Below are 16502 nucleotides of genomic sequence, written 5' to 3' on the forward strand. Positions count from 1 at the left end.
TCATGCGGCTCGCCGGTTGGGGAGGGCGGGGGCGTCCGCATGGCCTGGGGCGGCTGCCGATTCAGGTCGGGTTGACCTTTACCGTGATGATGGCGCTGGTCGGGGTGATCGGGTTCAGCGTCGCCGATGCGTGGATCGCGCGCCGGGTCGACACGTCGCTGCGCGCGCATGCCGCCAAATATCTGGGGCTGGGCCATGGCCAGCCGGTGACCGATGCGGTGGTCGCCGCGAAGATCGTCGACTGGCAGCGGCGCAAGGTGCTGAGCCAGCGCACCTATGTGCTGTTCGGCGCGGACGGCAGGCGGATCGCCGGGCGGCTCGACATCGCGCCGCCGCCGCTCGGCTATTCCAACGTCCGCTTCCATGCGGGTGGGCGCGGCACGCAAAAGGGCCGGGCGCTGGCGACGCGGCTGCCGAGCGGTAGCCTGCTCGTCATCGTTCAGCATAGCGAGGCGGGGGAATCGCTGCACGAACTCCTGCCCTGGGTCGTCGTCGCGCTGTCCCTCGCCGCCGCAGTGACCGGCGTCGCGGTGACGTTGGTGTTCGCGCGGCTGATTGCGGTGCGGCTCGCCGCGACGCAAGAGACGGCGGATGCGATCGCGGGGGGCGACCTCAGCCGCCGGGTGCCGACGCAGGGGCTGGACGGCGTGTTCGCAGGACAGGCCGACAGCCTCAACCGGATGCTCGACCGGATGGACGATCTGGTCCGCTGCCAGCGGTTGTTCGCGAGCAACCTGGCGCACGATCTGCGCACGCCGCTCACCCGGCTGCGCGGCATCCTGCGCAATGGCGCGGAGGAGCCCGCCGTGCTGGAGCGGGCGGAGCGCGAATGCGCCGCGATCATCCGCATCTTCGACGCGCTGCTGCGGCTGGCGGAGATCGAGGGCGGGCGGCATCCGGCGGCGCTCGCCCCGCTCGATCTGCGTGCGTTGATCGAGGATGTCGCCGAGACGATGGAGCCCGTGCTGGCCGACCACGATGGCACGCTGACGCTGGAGGCGGGGGCGCGGCCGATGGTGGCGGGGGACGCCGATCTGCTGGGGCAGATGCTGGTCAACGTGCTCGACAATGTCGTGACGCATACGCCGCGCGGCACCCGCGCGCGCCTGTCGCTGGCGTCGGACGGCGGATTTGCGCGGATCACGGTGGCGGACGATGGCCCGGGGCTGGCCGAGGCCGACCGCGCGCGCGTGGTGCAGGCGTTCGAGCGCGCGGCCCAGGCGGAAACGCGCGGCAGCGGGCTGGGGCTGGCGATCGTCCAGGCGATCGTCCGCTTCCACGGCGGCACGCTGCGGCTGGACGATGCCCGGCCGGGTCTCGCCGCCCGGATCGCGCTGCCGCTTATGCCGCCTGACGCTTGCGCCGGTTCCGCCGCCGGTTGAGCCACATCGTTAGATACATCCAGAACCCTGAGCCCGCGAAGAACAGTAGCGCGGCGCCGCCGCCGATGTTGAGCGCGATACCCGCCGGGCCCAATGTCTCGCCTGAATGGATGTGCTTGAACCAGCGGTTCCAGCTCTTCATCGCGCTTGGCGCCGCCGGCGCATCGGCGGATGCCGTCTTGGCCGGCGCGCGATCGAGCAGGTCGGTCGCCTGCGTCGCCAGCCCGGTCGCGGCGAGCAGCAGCAGCAGGAGCGCGAACCAGGGGGCGAGCAGGCGGTGCCAACGGCGCATCGACGCATATCCATCATGGGGGGCAGGTGGCGTCGCCCTGACACCCGCAATGTGACAGGCCGGCGATGCTTTCATTCTAAGTTTGCAATGTAGGCACGCTTTGCCCGCCCCGGCGCCCGATTGTCACGGATCGGTCATACAGCGCACCTAGCGCGCCGCTCGACACGGTCGTGCCCCGGCGGGAGGGGGCCGCCGACCGGTCGGGGGATACCATGATGCATATCCGATACGGGATGCCGGTCGCGCTCGCGCTCGGCCTGCTCGCAACCGCTGCGGTCGCCAAGCATGACGGACGGCCCGCGGCGTCGCTGCTCGATCCGGCTGCCTTCGCGCCCACCGCGATCATCGCGCCGCCGCCCGCGCAGGACTCGGTCGTGGCGCGGCAGGAACTCGCCTATCTGCGCGCGCTGCATCAGGCGGCACCGGCGGAGCGGATCGCGCGCGCCGATGCCGATGGGCATGACAAGGGGCCGCACGCCTTCAACGCGGTGACGGGGCGCGACCTGACCGCGCTGCCCGCCACCGCCGCGCTGCTCGCTCGCGTCGATACCGAGACCGACGCGGTGGTCGATCGCGCCAAGGATCACTTCCGCCGTATCCGCCCGTACCGCACCGACCCGACGCTGCCGCATTGCGGCAAGGGCAAGGGGGTCGATGACAGTTATCCCAGCGGTCATTCGGCCTTCGCCTGGTCGACCGGCTGGACGCTGGCGCAGCTGATGCCGGATCGCGCCGCCGCGATCCTCGACCGGTCGCGCGACTATGCCGAGGGGCGCGAGATCTGCGCGGTCCACTACCCCTCCGATGTCGAGGCGGGCCACGCGGTCGGCCAGCTGGTCGCCGACCGGCTGCTCCACGACCCGCGCCTGGCCGATCAGGTCGCGGCCGCCCGCGCCGAACTCGCCCGCCGCTGACCGCACTTCCCTTTCGTCCGAGGACCCGATGATGACCCATGTTCCGTTCCGCGCCGCTCTGCTGGCGGCCACCACGCTCGCGTTGCCGACGCTGGCGCATGCCGATCCCGTTGCGGGCCCGGTCGCCGTGCCGGTGAGCGAGCCGACGGCGACGGCCGTGCCGCAATCGACCAGCGCCGACCAGGCGGGGCAGGCCAATGACAAGCAATCGCTGACCACGTCCGACATCATCGTCACCGGATCGCGCACCGCCCAGGCGGCGCCGCTCACCGCCTCGCTCACCACGACGCAGCCGCAATCGGCGGTCAGCCGCGACTTCATCGAGAACAGCGCCGCCACGGCCGACGTGAACGAGCTGATCGCATTGACGCCGGGCGTGTCGATCTCCGGCGCGGGCAACGGCTATGGCCTGTCGGAAACCAAGGCGACGATCCGCGGCTTCCAGGATGGCGAATATAACGTCACCTACGACTCCATCCCCTTTGCCGACACCAACAACCCGACGCACCATTCGACGGCCTTCTTCCCGTCGAACACGATCGAGACGATCGTCGTCGATCGCGGTCCGGGCAACGCCAGCCAGCTCGGCCAGGCGAGCTATGGCGGCAACATCAACATGTATTCGCGCGCCGCGACGGCGGATGCGGAGCTGCGCGGCGAGGCGATCGTCGGCAACTGGAACACCTTCATCGGCCGCGCGCTGTTCGAAAGCGGCAGCATCGACAAGCTCGGCGGCACACGCATCGTGCTGACCGGCCAGTATCTCCAGTCCGACGGCGCGCTCAGCTATTCGCCGGTCGGATCGAAGAACCTGTTCGGCAAGGCCGTCGTGCCGATCGGCAGCGCCAACACGCTGACCGTGATGAGCAGCTGGAACCGCAATTTCTATTATCAGTCCGACGTGCTGAAGGGCGCGACCTGCGGCAGCGCGGCGACCGACGCCTATAACGCCGCCAATCCGACGGCGACGATCACCACCGCGCTGGGTGCCGATGGCCAGCCGTTGACGCAGCTGAGCGGGCGCGGCTGTGGTGCGACGTCGCAGGTCGGGCAATATGGCTTCAATTACGGGCTCGGCAACAATCCGACTCAGCACGATTATTGGGAATATAACCGCACCGACAAGACGACGGACTTTTCGTACCTGCGTCTACAGAGCAACCTTGGCGGCGGGCTGACGCTCGACAATCGCGCGTACGTGTATGGCTATACGAACAACACGCTGTCGGGGAATGGCAGCTCGTCCTTCGGCGTGCCCAAGGGCGGCACGCTGCCGGTGTTCATCGTCAAGTCGAACGGTGTCGTCACCGGCTTCACCGGCGCGGGCACGGCAGCCTCGCCTTATGTCGCGGTGTCGGGTGGCAACGACGTGCTGGGCTATGACAAGCTCAACAAATACCGCGTCTTCGGCTATATAGGCCAGGCGGATTACGACTTCGGGTTCGGCAAGCTGCGGCTGGGTGGCTGGTACGAATATGCCGTCACCGATCGCCACAATTTCGACCTCGACCGCACCACCAGCCTGCCCAGCTATAACGAGAAGTTCGCCAGCGGCACGGCCGCGACCAGCGCGCTGCCGCCGATTTCGCAGGCGAACATCAACTTTGCGCAGCATTCGACCTGGCACCAGTATCAGCTGTTCGGCGAGATGGAGATCCGCCCGGTCGACGGCGTGTCGATCACGCCGGGCGTGAAATATGTCCACTTCACCCGCGGCGTGGATGCGGTCCTGCAACAGAAGACCCGCACGCCGCTCGACCTCCGCGCGACCTGGACCAAGACGCTGCCGTTCCTGACCGCCAATTGGCTGGTGACGAACAGCTGGTCCTTCTATGGCCAGTACGCGCAGGGCATGTACGTGCCCGACCTGTCGAGCTTCTATTCCGCTTCGGGCCAGCTCGTCACCGCGCTCGATCAGCTGAAGCCGCAAACGACCACCAACTATCAGATCGGCACCGTCTGGCACGGGCACGGCGTCTCGCTCGATGTCGATGGCTATATCATCAACGTCGACAACAAGATCGGCACCTGCACGACCACCGGCTGCGACCAGACGCTGCTCGTGAACCAGGGGCAGGTCCGATACAAGGGCGTCGAGGGGCAGCTCAGCGTCATGCCGATCCATGGCCTGACCCTGTTCGGCAATGTCAGCTACAACCAGGCGCGCAGCGAGCAGACCGATGCGCAGATCGGCAAGGCGCCCTTCGCCACCGCGGCAGCGGGCTTCATCTTCCGCAAGGACGGCTTCCGCGTGTCGTTCGACCAGAAATATACCGGCTCGCAATATGCCAATGATTACAACGGCAGCCCCGGGTTCCGCCTCTATCGCATTCGCCCCTACAGCATCGGCCAGTTCGCGATCAGCCAGACGTTCGAGGGCGGATTGAAGCTGGGCGTGACGGTGAACAACGTCTTCAACAGCCGCGCCGTGACGCAGATCGCAACCAGCATCACCGGCGCACCGACGACGACCATCAACGGCACGAAATACCAGTCGGGCTATGGCCAGCTCGACCAGTTCAACTATTTGCCGCCGCGCTCCTTCCTGCTGACTGCGGGCATCTCCTTCCGGTAAATCCTGCCTGCCCGACGGCGTGGAGATCGACGAGGGGGCGTCCGCCCGACCGCGGCGGACATACGTGGGCCTGGACGTGCCGGTTGTTGTGGCCGGCACGTCCAGGCTGGCCGTCAGGCCGTCGCACCGCCATCGATGTTGAGCGTGGTGCCGGTGATGTAGCTGGCATCCGGGCCGGCGAGGAAGGCGACCGCCCCCGCAATCTCCTCGACCGTGCCATAGCGGCCGAGTGGTATGGATTGCAGCAGCTGTGCGGCGAAGTCGCTGTCGGCGGGGTTCATGTCGGTGTCGATCGGCCCCGGCTGCACGGTGTTGACCAGAATGTGACGGTGGGCGAGGTCCTTGGCCCAGCCGCGCGCCAGTGCGGCCACCGCCGCCTTTGTCGCGCTGTAGACCGTGGTCGCGGGGAAGGCCATTTCGCCCGAGATGCTGCCGATCAGGATGATCCGGCCACCGTCGCGCAGGTGCGGCAGGGCCGCGCGGGTGCCGACATGCAGGCCTTTCACGTTCACGGCGAACTGGCGGTCGTACGTTTCGTCGGTGTCCTCGGTGACGGACGCGAACTCGGCGACCCCGGCATTGTGGACCAGAATGTCGATCCCGTCCAAAGCCGCGGCGGCCTGTTCGACACCGGCCCGCTGCGACGCCGGATCGGCGGCATCGGCCTGGAAGGCGAAGGCGGTGCCGCCCGCACGCTCGATCGCCGCCACCGTGGCGTCGGCCGCAGCCTTGTTGCCCGCATAGGTGATCGCCACGGTCGCGCCCTCTGCCGCCAGCCGCTTGGCGATGGCCGAGCCGATGCCGCGCGATCCACCGGTGACGAGCGCTGTCCTGCCCTGAATCGACATATAAAATCTCCAAAAATGCTGGCCCGCGATCACGGCATCGTGCGCTGTCGGCAGGCGAGAAATGGGGTGACGTTTCAATCGTTCAATAATACCGAACTATTAAATTCGCTGCGGCGTCCTATATCGACGGCATGGCCCGCTTCACGCACCCCCGGCTGGAGGACGTTCCGCTCGATCTGGCGCTGCACGCGCTCGCCGATCCCAATCGGCTGGCCATGGTGGCGCGGCTTGCCGCGACCGAGCGGCTGAGCTGCACCGATGCCGCGCCGTGCGAGACGATCCCGAAAAGCACGCTGTCCAACCATTTGAAGTTGCTCCGCGCGGCCGGGCTGATCGAGACGACGCAGGCCGGCCGCGAGATGATCAACAAGTTGCGCCGGGACGAGTTCGACCGGCGCTTCCCGGGCTTGATCGACGTGGTGCTCGCCAACCGGCCGGGCTGAGCCGGCCGATCGCGGCCGCCGCATCGTCGTCGCGGTTTGTTTCGCGCGTCTTGCATCTTGCCTAGTTTTTATAGACTTGGGTGACGGTCGGCACCGTCTTGGCTGGCCGTGTTTGCAGCTATGGTCCGTTCGGCGACAGGGAAAGCCTGGGGAAAAGCGCCCCAGAGCCGGTAACTAGGACGGAGGGTGGTACGATGCGGCCCCGTGCGGGATCAATTCAGACAGCGCGGGCGGCGCAGCGCAGCGAGGATGACGGGCCGAACGAAGAAAATGCCGGTGCAAGAATATTTTCAGGGGTGGTCATACGGACCACATTGTACGCATCCGTTGCACACAAGGATGGGTAAAGCGTGCAGGAGGACCGCCTGAACCGCGCACATCCGCCGTTCCGGCGAGCGCTGGTGACCCCTACGGGAATCGAACCCGTGTTTCAGCCGTGAAAGGGCCGCGTCCTAACCGCTAGACGAAGGGGCCGTGAAGGCGTTGGGGGCGGTTAGGGGAGGCGGGGCCGTCGGTCAAGCCTCTTTTCGTCAATCGGCCCAGGCGGCGTCTTCCAGATGCAGTTCGGCGACGGGGCGGCTGCCCCAATCGTCGATCTTGGCGCGGCCAGCGACCCACAGGCGACGGTGCGGGGCGGCGGCGAGCAGCGCCTGACCCAGCGCGCTGTCGGCGGCGCGGAAGGCGACCGCCTTGAAACTGCGGCCGTCGTCACCCGCGACGATGGCGCGGACGTGGCCGTTGCCGACGACGTCGGCCTTGATGATGCGCACCGGGCCGGCGGCGATGCGCGGCGCGGGCCAGCCCATGCCATAGGGACCGCCGACATCGAGCGAATCGACCAGTGCCGGATTGACGCCGCCGGGGGCGAGCACGGCGTCGACCAGCAGCGCACGCTCGCCGATCGCACGGGTGACGGCGGCGGCGAGGCGCTCTTCTAGAAAGTCGGTGAAAGCGGCGACCTGGTCGGCAGCGATGGTGAGGCCTGCCGCCATCGCATGGCCACCGCCAGCGACAAGCAGGCCGTGCTCCTTGGCAGCGAGTACCGCGGCGCCCAAGTCGACGCCGGCGATCGACCGGCCCGATCCCTTGCCGACGCCATGTTCGTCGATCGCGATGACGATCGCGGGGCGGCCGAGCTTTTCCTTCAATCGCCCGGCGACGATGCCGATGACGCCGGGGTGCCAGCCTTCGCCTGCGACGACTGCGACCGCGCGGTCGCTCGCGATCATCGCGTCGGCGGCTTCCTGCACGCCGCTTTCGATCAGGCGGCGCTCATCGTTGAGGCGGTCGAGCTCTTCGGCGATCGTGCGGGCTTCGGCGGGATCTTGCGTGGTGAGCAGGCGCACGCCGAGGTCCGCCCGGCCGACGCGGCCACCCGCGTTGATCCGGGGCCCCAATGCGAAGCCGAGGTCGCTGCACGTCGGCGCGCGGGTGAGGCGCGATGCCTGGATCAGCGCGTCGAGGCCGATGTTGCGGCGCTGCGCCATGACCTTCAGCCCCTGCGCGACGAAAGCGCGGTTGAGGCCGCGCAATTGCGCGACGTCGGCGACGGTGCCGAGCGCGACGATATCGAGATGATCGATCAATTTGGGTTCGGCGCGGCTGACGAAGAAGCCACGGCGGCGCAGCTCGCGGATCAACGCGGCGGCGAGCAGGAAGCAAACGCCGACCGCGGCGAGGTGGCCATGCGCGGCGCCTTCGTCCTCGTCGAGCCGGTTGGGATTGACCAGAGCATGCGCGCGGGGGAGGGCGGCGGCGCATTTGTGATGGTCGACGACGACGACGTCGACCGGGTGGGCGTGCGCCATGGCGAGCGCGTCGAATGCCTGCGCGCCGCAATCGACGGTGACGATCAGCGAGGCGCCTTCGTGGGCCAGGCGGACGAGCGCGTCGCCCGACGGGCCATAGCCTTCGAGCAGGCGGTCGGGGATGTAGGGGCGCGCCTCGATGCCGAGGTCGCGCAGAACGAGGATGAGAAGGGCGGCGGAGGTGGCGCCGTCGACGTCATAATCGCCGAAGACGGCGATGCTCTCACGGGCTTCGACCGCGTCGGCGAGGCGGGCGGCGGCGCGGTCCATGTCGCGGAAGACCGAGGGGTCGGGCATGAACGCGCGGATCGAGGGTGCGCGATGCTGCTCCAGCGCCTCGCGCGGGGCGCCGCGGGCGAGCAGCAACTGCGTCACCAGATCGTCGGTGCCGAAGCCGTCGCGCCCGTCGGCGGCAAGGCTGCGCCAATGCCAGGGCTGGCCGAGAATCGAGTGGGTGACGCCGAGAACGGGGGACATGGGAGTTGAATTTTCCGAAAATGGTTGAGCCGCAGAGCGCGACCGTCAAACGATATGCGTGGCGGACTCGCGCGGATCATATTCCGACGGCTGGTCCGCCGGCTACCGATCCGCTGGCATACGCCGTCGGAACCACCAATACCATATGAGCGCGAGCGCAACTGCCACGCCTGCCGCACGCGGCAGCCGCGCGTCTGCCATCCACGTGGGCGTTTCGCCGCTCAAGCGTGCGATCGCATAACCGATCGCCAGCATAAACGCGCCGAACCGGGCCGGGGCGTTCGGCGCGAAGCGGCTGATCGCCCAATTGCCGAGCCCGGCGAGCAGGAGTGTCGACAGGAATGCGTTCAACAGATGCGACAGCGACGTCATCGCCGAAGCATAGCGCGCCACGAGCGCCTGGACCATCGTCCGCCCTTCGACACCAACCCCTTGCGCTCCTATAGAGGAACGTGATGGCCGATTCCTTTGACCTTGGCGAACCGCCCCAGCCTGCGAAGGCCAACCCCTACCGCGTGCTCGCGCGCAAATATCGTCCGCAGACCTTTTCCGAGCTGATCGGGCAGGATGCGATGGTGACGACGCTGGGCAACGCGATCAAGCGCGACCGGCTGGCGCATGCGTTCCTGATGACCGGGGTGCGCGGGGTGGGCAAGACGTCGACCGCGCGGCTGATCGCCAAGGCACTCAACTGTGTCGGGCCGGACGGGCAGGGCGGGCCGACGATCGATCCGTGCGGGGTGTGCGAGCCGTGCCGCGCCATCGCCGAAGGCCGCCATATCGACGTGATCGAGATGGACGCCGCCAGCCACACCGGCGTCGACGACGTGCGCGAGATCATCGACGCGGCGCGCTATGCGGCGGTCAGCGCGCGCTACAAGATCTACATCGTGGACGAAGTCCACATGCTGTCGAAGAACGCGTTCAACGCGCTGCTGAAGACGCTTGAGGAGCCGCCCGCGCACGTCAAATTCCTGTTCGCCACCACGGAGGTGAACAAGGTGCCGATCACGGTGCTGTCGCGCTGCCAACGGTTCGACCTTAGGCGCATTTCGGCAGAGCAATTGGCCGAGCATTTCGCCTTCGTCTGCCGTGAGGAGGGTGTCGAGGCGGAGCCTGAAGCGCTGATGCTGATTGCGCGCGCGGCGGAGGGGTCGGCGCGCGACGGCCTGTCGATTCTGGACCAGGCGATTGCGCACGCCGGGCTGGAGGGCGGCGGGGTCAGCGCAGCGGCGGTGCGGCAGATGCTGGGCCTGTCCGATCGTGGCGCGGTGCGTGACCTGATGGCGTTGCTGCTGGCCGGCGATGCGGCGGGCGCGCTCGCCAGCCTGCGGCGGCAATATGACTATGGCGTCGATCCGCAATCGGTGCTGCGTGCGTTGCTGGAGACGGTACACGGCATCACGCTCGCCAAAGTCGGCACGGCGGAGGACCCGGCGCAGCCGGTCGAGGAACGGCAGGCGCGCAGCGAATGGGCGGCGAGCCTTTCCTTCCCGGCGCTGCACCGGCTGTGGCAGCTGATGCTGAAGGGGCATGACGAGGTTGCCAAGGCGGTGCTGCCGATCGAGGCGGCGGAGATGGCGCTGCTGCGCGTCATCCATGCGTCCAGCCTGCCCGATCCGGGCGAGTTGGCGAAGCAGATCGCGAGCGGCAAGATCGGTGGCGCTGCGCCCGCGTCCGCCCCGGCGGCGGCCCCGGCGCCTGCGCCGGTTGCGGTCATCGATGAAAAGCCAGCCATGCCGGCGGACTTCGAGGCGCTGGTTGCGATGCTGGAGGACAAGGGGCATCACGCCGTCGCCGCCCAATTGGGCTATGGCGCGCGCGTCGTGCGGTACGAACCGCCCGAACTGATCCTAAGTGGATCGCGGCCGATGTCTGCGGATACGCTGCGCGATGCCGCGGATGCGCTGAAGCGCGCGACCGGGCAGGTGTGGAAGATAGCCTTGGAGGATGCGCCCGGCGCGCCTACCTTGCGCGAGAAGGACAAGGCCGAGGAAGAGGCGACGCGGCAGGCGATCCTGGCGACCCCGCTGGTACAGGCGGCGTTGGCGGCGTTTCCCGACGCGGAGCTGGAAACCTGGCCCGGTAAACGGAGTGTGGCATGAAGAACCTCGATGAAATCCTCGCGATGGCGCAGAACGTCCAGAGCGAGCTGCAAAAGGCGCAGGACCAGCTCGACACGATCGAGGTCGAGGGTGTGTCGGGCGGCGGCCTGGTGAAGGTGAAGGCGACCGCCAAGGGCCGGATCATCGGCATCGCGATCGACGATTCGCTGATCGAGGTGAGCGAGAAGCAGATGCTGGAAGACCTGCTCGCCGCCGCGTTTAACGATGCGCGGGCCAAGGCGGATGCGGCATCGGGCGCCGAAATGTCGAAGATGACGAGCGGCCTGCCGTTGCCGCCGGGCTTCAAGCTGCCGTTCTGATGGACGGACCGCTGGGATCGGTCGCGCGTGCCGCACCGGCGATCGCGATGCTGGGGTGCTTCGCCTGCCTGATCGGCGGCGGCGCGCTGCTGGCGCGGGGCGGCGACCGGAAGAAGGCGGTGCTGTTGCTGGTGATGTCCGCCGTGCTGCTGGGGAATGTGCTGATCTGGCAGATGTGATGTTGTAGGTCCTCGCTCGCCTTAGCGGGGGAGGGGGACCGTTCGCGTAGCGAATGGTGGAGGGGCGTTTCCGCGGACGCCCTGTGCTCGGGATTTCAGAGCCTCGTGGCGGCGGTATGCCCAGTGCCGCGGCAACGGATAGGGGCGTCGTGTCCTCCCCCTCCGTCACGCCCTTGGCGTGCCACCTCCCCCTGGCGGGGGAGGAATTTGGGAACCGCTGGTCGCCCGGCATAGGCGAAGCCTATGCCGTCAGTCGGGGCTGCGCCCCGCTGGCCGGGCTGGCGGCCGAGACGCGGATTAGCGTGCCGCTATTCCGCTACGCCAGCCTCACCGGATCGGCGAGTTCGGGTCCAGCCGCATATCCAGATAATTGTCGACCGAGCGCATCAGTTCGGGCGTCTCGTTCTCGAAGAAGTGGTTCGCCTTCGGGATCGTGTCGTGGTGGATGGTGATATGCTTCTGGGTGCGCAGCTTGTCGACCAGCTTCTGCGTCGCGCCAGGCGTCGCGACTTCGTCGGCTTCGCCCTGGATGATGATGCCCGACGAGGGGCAGGGGGCGAGGAAGCTGAAGTCGTACATGTTGGCTGGCGGCGCGACCGAGATGAAGCCGCGGATTTCGGGGCGGCGCATCAGCAACTGCATGCCGATCCACGCGCCGAAGCTGACGCCCGCGATCCAGGTGGTCGAGGCTTCGGGGTGGAAGCTCTGCACCCAGTCGAGCGCGCTTGCCGCGTCGCTGAGTTCGCCGACGCCATTGTCGAACGTACCCTGGCTCTTACCGACGCCGCGGAAGTTGAAGCGCAGCGTCGCGAAGCCGCGGCGCTGGAACGTCTTGTAGAGCTCCTGCACCAGCCGGTTGTTCATTGTGCCGCCCGCGCTGGGGTGCGGGTGCAGGATCATAGCGACCGGTGCGCGGGGACGGGGAGCGGGGGCGAAACGCCCTTCGAGACGGCCTTCGGGGCCGGGAAAGATGACTTCGGGCATGGGTCTCGCCACAGATAAGGGGCGCGCGGGTATGCGCAGAATGTTGCGCGCTATATAGGCCGCACACCCGTTTTCGCAATTGGAACGAATCCTGCCCGACCGTCTCTACCTGGATCATGCCGCGACGACGCCGATGACCGCCGCGGCGCGCGCGGCTGTGGCGAAGGGATTCGATCTGTGGGCCAATCCGTCGTCGCCGCATCGCGAAGGGCGCGCGGCGCGTGCGGCGCTGGAGGAGGCGCGGCGCGCGATCGCGGCGGCCCATGGCTGGCGGGGGGAGACGATCCTGACCAGCGGGGCGAGTGAATCGCTCGGCATCGCCCTCGGGCGGACGACCGCGCCGCGGCGGCTGATGACCGCGGTGGAGCATGATGCCGCGCTGAGGGCCGGGGGCGATGCGGGTGTGGTGCCGGTGGGCCGCGACGGGCTGGTCGATCTTGCGGCGCTGGAGGCGATGGTGGCGGCGGGGCCGGCGCTGGTCTGCGTGCAATGGGCGAACAGCGAGACGGGGGTGCGCCAGCCGCTGGCCGCGATCGCCGAGCGCGTGCATGCGGCGGGGGGATGGTTGCTCGTCGATGCGGCGCAGATGCCGGCGTCGGCCGAACTGGCCGACCTTGCCGACATGGTTGCGCTGTCGGCGCACAAGCGCGGCGGGCCGCCGGGCGTGGGGGCGCTGCTGGTGCGCGATCTGGCACTGCTGCATCCGAGCGGGGGGCAGGAGCGGGGCTACCGGCCCGGCACCGAAAATTTGCCGGGGGTGCTCGGCTATGCCGCAGCGTTGGCTGAGCCGGAGCCGGATCATGGCGCGCTGCGGGCGAAGCTGGACGATGCGATCCGGCGATCGGGCGGTGAGGTGGTCGCGGAGAGCGTGCTGCGTCATCCGGCGATCGGTTCGTATCGGTTGCGCGGGTCCGCGGCGGCGGCGCAGCTGATTCTGCTCGACAGCGCCGGCTTTGCAGTCTCGGCGGGCAGTGCGTGCTCGAGCGGGAGCATGAAGCCGAGCCATGTGCTCGCCGCGATGGGCTGGAGCGCAGAGGCGGGGCGCGAGGTGATCCGGGTGAGCTTTGGCCGCACGACGACCGAGGCGGAGGTCGACGCCTTTATCGCGGCATGGCGCGCGATGGCGAAGCAGATGCGGCGGGCGCCGTGATCTACCTCGATTATCAGGCGACGACGCCGCTCGCGCCGGAAGCGCTGGCGGCGATGCTGCCCTGGCTGGCGGATCAGCACGCCAACCCGCATTCGCCGCACCGTCCCGGCCGGGCCGCCAAGGCGGCGGTCGAGGTGGCGCGCGCGCAGGTCGCGGCGCTGCTGCCGCCGGGCGGGCGCGTGGTGTTCACCAGCGGAGCGACCGAGGCGCTCAACTGGGCGATCAAGGGAACGCAGGGGGCGATCGTCACGCTGGCGACGGAACATGCCGCGGTTCTCGATACGGTGCGGGCGTCGGGGCGGGCGGCGTCGGTGTTGGGAGTCGGTGAGGACGGACTCGTCGCCGCGACGGACGTGTCGGTTGAGGGTGGGCTGGTCGCGGCGATGCTCGTCAACAACGAGATTGGGGTGGTGCAACCGATCGCGGAGCTGGCCGCGCGGGCGCAGGCCGGATCTGCGCTGATGCTGTGCGATGCGGTGCAGGGCTATGGTCGCGTGGCGATTCCGGAGCATGTCGATCTGGTCGCGGTGTCGGCGCACAAGATCTACGGGCCGAAGGGGATCGGCGCGCTGTGGGTGCGCGATGGCGTCACGCTGGCGCCGTTGCTGCACGGTGGCGACCAGGAGGGTGGGCGATCGGGCACGCTGTCGCCGGCGCTCTGTGTCGGCTTCGGGGTGGCGGCGCGATTGATGGCGGAGCGGTGGGACGCAGACGCAGCGCATGTCGAGCGATTGTGGGCCCGGGCGATCGAGCGGCTGCGCGGGTGGACGATCAACGGTGCGGTCGAGCCGCGCTATCGCGGCAATCTCAACGTGCGGCGTGACGGGCTGGATGTGGCGCGATTGATGTCCGATTGCCGCGACATCGCCTTTTCGGCGGGGTCGGCGTGCGCGAGCGGATCGGGGCGTTCTAGCCATGTGCTGCGCGGGCTGGGTCTCAGCGAAACGCAGGCGCGGTCGAGTATCCGGCTCGGCTGGGGGCGCTACACGACCGAGGACGAACTGGAGCAGGCGTTGGAGGCGATCGCCGCGGCGGCGCGGGCGCAGGGGGTGGTGTGATCCGGGTGCGGTTCATCGGGACGGACGGCAGCGTGCGCGATGCGAAGGGCGTCGAGGGCGCGCGGCTGCTCGACGTGGCGCAGGCGGACGGGCAGCCGCTGGAGGGGACGTGCGATGGCGATATGGCATGCGCGACCTGCCACGTGATCGTCGCGGCCGAGGATGCCGATCGCCTGCCGCCGCCGCGGGAGGAGGAGGAAGACCTGCTCGACATGGTGCCGCAGGCGACGCGGACCAGCCGGCTGGCGTGCCAGATCCGGTTGAGTGCAGCGCTCGACGGGCTGACGGTGCGGGTGCCGGGGTAGGGGTTACCCGTCATCCCGGCTTTGAGCCGGGATCCCGCTTCTGTTCGCTGGCCCAGAAAAGGCGGGACCCCGGATCAAGTCCGGGGTGACGGATAAGGGGGGCCTGTGGCGCATCTCATCGTTGATCCCACCAAAATGCTCCCGCCTTTCCTGACGGTTGGACAACGACGGGTTCAGGGATCGTGCATCGCGGATCGGCGATTGTACGCTCATGCCCGCTTTGGCGGGTTCATGAGAGGGAGTGTTCGATCATGAAGCTTGTCGCTCTATTCGGTGCCGCTGCGCTCGCCGCGGGCACTGTCGTCGCCGCCGCCCCGGCCGAGGCCGCTCCGGGGCCGCATGGCTGGCATGGCCCGCGCGGCGGACCGGGCTGGGATCGCGGACCGGGCTGGGATCGCGGACCCGGTTGGGGTCGCGGTCCGGGTTGGGATCGTGGGCCGGGTCGCCACCGTGGTTGGGATCGCGGTCCCGGCTGGGATCGCGGGCCGGGCTGGGGTCGCCCCGGTTATGGCTACGGCCGCAGCCGTGTCGTCTGCCGGTTGCAGCCGGGCTATTACGGGCCGGTGCGGCGCTGCTTCCGCGTATGGCGCTGATCTGACCACTTGATCCTGCCGCCCGACCCCGCCATATGCGCCGCGGGAGTCGGGCGGACGTGGTCGTCGCCAACCCGGTCAGGTCCGGAAGGAAGCAGCCGCAACGATTTCGCCGCGGGTCGTCCCGGCTCCCACCGCAGCATGCCAGGCATGCTGCGCGGCCGGCGGTGCTGAGCACTGTCCGACGTCATGGCTTCGCCATGATCCGTTTTTGCTTATTTCGCCTTTTGTCGCTGCATCCTCTGCGGCACGTTCCACTGATCTGTACGCGCAAAAGAAGCGGGACCCCGGATCATGTCCGGGGTGACGGTTTAGGTGTGGCCAGATGTTCGGCCGGTCCGAGCCTCATCCCCGCTTGAGCCATGATCCTTCGCGGAACCACTTGGTCACGATATATTTCGTGCCCTCCACTACATCCATGCCTTCGTGCAGCGTCAGCGTGTTGGGCGTCCCGTCCGGGTTCATGTTGTTCCAGGCGAGCAGCAGCCCGCGGCGTGGTGCGATCTTGAAGCCGGCCTGCGGGAACCAGGTTTCGCCGCCTTCGGCGACGTCGTTGAGGTAGATCATCGCGGTCCATGTCCGCTGCCCGCCCGACGCCTGGATCTGCGGCCAATAGCTTTCGGTGTCGTGGAAGTAATCGTGGTGCGCGCGGAAGTGCTGGCCGGGCGCGTAGCGCTGGCCCTGCATCGTCTCGCCCTTTTCGTGCGGCAGGCCCAGCAGGTCGGCGATCGATTCGTCGATCGGCTGCACCTCTGGCGCATAGCGATTCATGTCGCAGCTTTCGCTGGTACGAAAATCCGATTCAGGGCGGTCGGATAGCAGCGACGACGGCCGGCGGTCCGCGTCGATCATCGCGATCAGCGTGTCGCATTGGGCGGCATCGAGAAAATCGAGGTGGTAGAACAGTTCGACGCCCGACACCTCGGCCGCCGTCATCTGCGGATTGGCTGCAAGGCGGGTGGCGACCGCGCGACCCGTGTCGCGGCGTGCGGGCGAGGGGGCGGCGGCTTTCTTGCGGAAGAACATGGCGCGGGGAAAATGCCGTCGGGATAGGGACAAGACAAGAGGC

General features: G+C 68.3%; 17 protein-coding genes, 1 tRNA gene and 1 other RNA gene. 12 read left to right on the plus strand and 7 right to left on the minus strand.

Features of this window, described 5'->3' with window-relative positions; all coding sequences use genetic code 11:
* The first annotated feature begins 2 nt into the window (after nt 1–2).
* Nucleotides 3–1382 carry a sensor histidine kinase gene (locus tag A7E77_RS10920; RefSeq protein WP_226341721.1) on the plus strand — a complete coding sequence of 460 codons (1380 nt, stop codon included), beginning with the start codon at nt 3–5 and terminating at the stop codon, nt 1380–1382.
* Here A7E77_RS10920 and A7E77_RS10925 read toward each other — a convergent pair.
* Nucleotides 1342–1674 (minus strand): hypothetical protein, encoded by a 333-nt coding sequence (locus tag A7E77_RS10925; protein ID WP_063687954.1) that lies wholly within the window; start codon nt 1672–1674, stop codon nt 1342–1344. The two genes, A7E77_RS10920 and A7E77_RS10925, sit on opposite strands and share 41 nt — an antisense overlap.
* A gap of 212 nt (nt 1675–1886) precedes the next feature.
* Here A7E77_RS10925 and A7E77_RS10930 point away from each other — a divergent pair, with 212 nt between their 5' ends.
* Complete coding sequence (locus A7E77_RS10930) at nt 1887–2588, plus strand: phosphatase PAP2 family protein (protein ID WP_063687956.1); 702 nt, start codon at nt 1887–1889, stop codon at nt 2586–2588.
* A 31-nt stretch (nt 2589–2619) separates the two neighbouring features.
* Nucleotides 2620–5163 (plus strand): TonB-dependent receptor domain-containing protein, encoded by a 2544-nt coding sequence (locus tag A7E77_RS10935; RefSeq protein WP_078462341.1) that lies wholly within the window; start codon nt 2620–2622, stop codon nt 5161–5163.
* Between the two features lie 113 nt (nt 5164–5276).
* Here the strand turns inward: A7E77_RS10935 and A7E77_RS10940 are convergent, their stop codons facing one another.
* Nucleotides 5277–6011 (minus strand): SDR family NAD(P)-dependent oxidoreductase, encoded by a 735-nt coding sequence (locus tag A7E77_RS10940; RefSeq protein ID WP_192929968.1) that lies wholly within the window; start codon nt 6009–6011, stop codon nt 5277–5279.
* Between the two features lie 131 nt (nt 6012–6142).
* On the opposite strand from A7E77_RS10940, the gene A7E77_RS10945 reads away from it, so the two are divergent.
* Nucleotides 6143–6454, plus strand: a complete 312-nt coding sequence (locus A7E77_RS10945) for an ArsR/SmtB family transcription factor (RefSeq protein ID WP_063687962.1) — start codon at nt 6143–6145, stop codon at nt 6452–6454.
* A 399-nt stretch (nt 6455–6853) separates the two neighbouring features.
* Here the strand turns inward: A7E77_RS10945 and A7E77_RS10950 are convergent.
* The 3 genes from A7E77_RS10950 to A7E77_RS10960 all read right to left on the minus strand — a co-directional run bounded on the left by A7E77_RS10950 (nt 6854) and on the right by A7E77_RS10960 (nt 9147).
* A tRNA-Glu gene (locus A7E77_RS10950) sits at nt 6854–6928 on the minus strand.
* Nucleotides 6929–6984: 56 nt separating this feature from the next.
* Nucleotides 6985–8739: a single-stranded-DNA-specific exonuclease RecJ gene (gene recJ / locus A7E77_RS10955; RefSeq protein WP_063687964.1), complete on the minus strand. Its 1755-nt coding sequence runs from the start codon at nt 8737–8739 to the stop codon at nt 6985–6987.
* Between the two features lie 102 nt (nt 8740–8841).
* Nucleotides 8842–9147, minus strand: coding sequence for a hypothetical protein (locus A7E77_RS10960; RefSeq protein ID WP_151895478.1), 306 nt, complete (start codon nt 9145–9147; stop codon nt 8842–8844).
* 47 nt (nt 9148–9194) lie between these two features.
* On the opposite strand from A7E77_RS10960, the gene A7E77_RS10965 reads away from it, so the two are divergent.
* From A7E77_RS10965 to A7E77_RS10975, 3 genes are read left to right on the plus strand one after another with little or no spacing between them, the layout of a single operon-like run.
* The gene (locus A7E77_RS10965; protein WP_063687966.1) at nt 9195–10844 is read left to right on the plus strand and encodes a DNA polymerase III subunit gamma/tau; all 1650 of its coding nucleotides are present in this window, start codon (nt 9195–9197) and stop codon (nt 10842–10844) included.
* Complete coding sequence (locus tag A7E77_RS10970; protein WP_018251134.1) at nt 10841–11164, plus strand: YbaB/EbfC family nucleoid-associated protein; 324 nt, start codon at nt 10841–10843, stop codon at nt 11162–11164. Before A7E77_RS10965 ends, A7E77_RS10970 begins: the two co-directional genes overlap by 4 nt.
* Nucleotides 11164–11343, plus strand: coding sequence for a hypothetical protein (locus A7E77_RS10975; protein ID WP_017977875.1), 180 nt, complete (start codon nt 11164–11166; stop codon nt 11341–11343). The genes A7E77_RS10970 and A7E77_RS10975 overlap by 1 nt, the downstream gene beginning before the upstream one ends.
* Before the next feature lie 327 nt (nt 11344–11670).
* Here the strand turns inward: A7E77_RS10975 and A7E77_RS10980 are convergent, their stop codons facing one another.
* Nucleotides 11671–12327 (minus strand): alpha/beta hydrolase, encoded by a 657-nt coding sequence (locus A7E77_RS10980; RefSeq protein ID WP_043059448.1) that lies wholly within the window; start codon nt 12325–12327, stop codon nt 11671–11673.
* A gap of 133 nt (nt 12328–12460) precedes the next feature.
* On the opposite strand from A7E77_RS10980, the gene A7E77_RS10985 reads away from it, so the two are divergent.
* The 5 genes from A7E77_RS10985 to ffs all read left to right on the plus strand — a co-directional run bounded on the left by A7E77_RS10985 (nt 12461) and on the right by ffs (nt 15572).
* Nucleotides 12461–13477, plus strand: coding sequence for a cysteine desulfurase family protein (locus A7E77_RS10985; protein WP_063689901.1), 1017 nt, complete (start codon nt 12461–12463; stop codon nt 13475–13477).
* Nucleotides 13474–14535, plus strand: a complete 1062-nt coding sequence (locus A7E77_RS10990) for a cysteine desulfurase family protein (protein WP_063689904.1) — start codon at nt 13474–13476, stop codon at nt 14533–14535. Before A7E77_RS10985 ends, A7E77_RS10990 begins: the two co-directional genes overlap by 4 nt.
* Nucleotides 14532–14840 (plus strand): 2Fe-2S iron-sulfur cluster-binding protein, encoded by a 309-nt coding sequence (locus tag A7E77_RS10995; RefSeq protein ID WP_063687968.1) that lies wholly within the window; start codon nt 14532–14534, stop codon nt 14838–14840. Before A7E77_RS10990 ends, A7E77_RS10995 begins: the two co-directional genes overlap by 4 nt.
* Nucleotides 14841–15091: 251 nt before the next feature.
* Nucleotides 15092–15433: a hypothetical protein gene (locus A7E77_RS11000; RefSeq protein WP_078462277.1), complete on the plus strand. Its 342-nt coding sequence runs from the start codon at nt 15092–15094 to the stop codon at nt 15431–15433.
* 41 nt (nt 15434–15474) lie between these two features.
* Nucleotides 15475–15572, plus strand: an RNA gene (gene ffs / locus A7E77_RS11005) — signal recognition particle sRNA small type.
* Nucleotides 15573–15778: 206 nt separating this feature from the next.
* Here the strand turns inward: ffs and A7E77_RS11010 are convergent.
* Nucleotides 15779–16459 (minus strand): 2OG-Fe(II) oxygenase, encoded by a 681-nt coding sequence (locus A7E77_RS11010; RefSeq protein WP_017977881.1) that lies wholly within the window; start codon nt 16457–16459, stop codon nt 15779–15781.
* Nucleotides 16460–16502 lie beyond the last annotated feature (43 nt).

The sequence above is a fragment of the Sphingomonas sp. NIC1 genome, assembly GCF_001638925.1.
Lineage (GTDB): Bacteria > Pseudomonadota > Alphaproteobacteria > Sphingomonadales > Sphingomonadaceae > Sphingomonas > Sphingomonas aquatilis.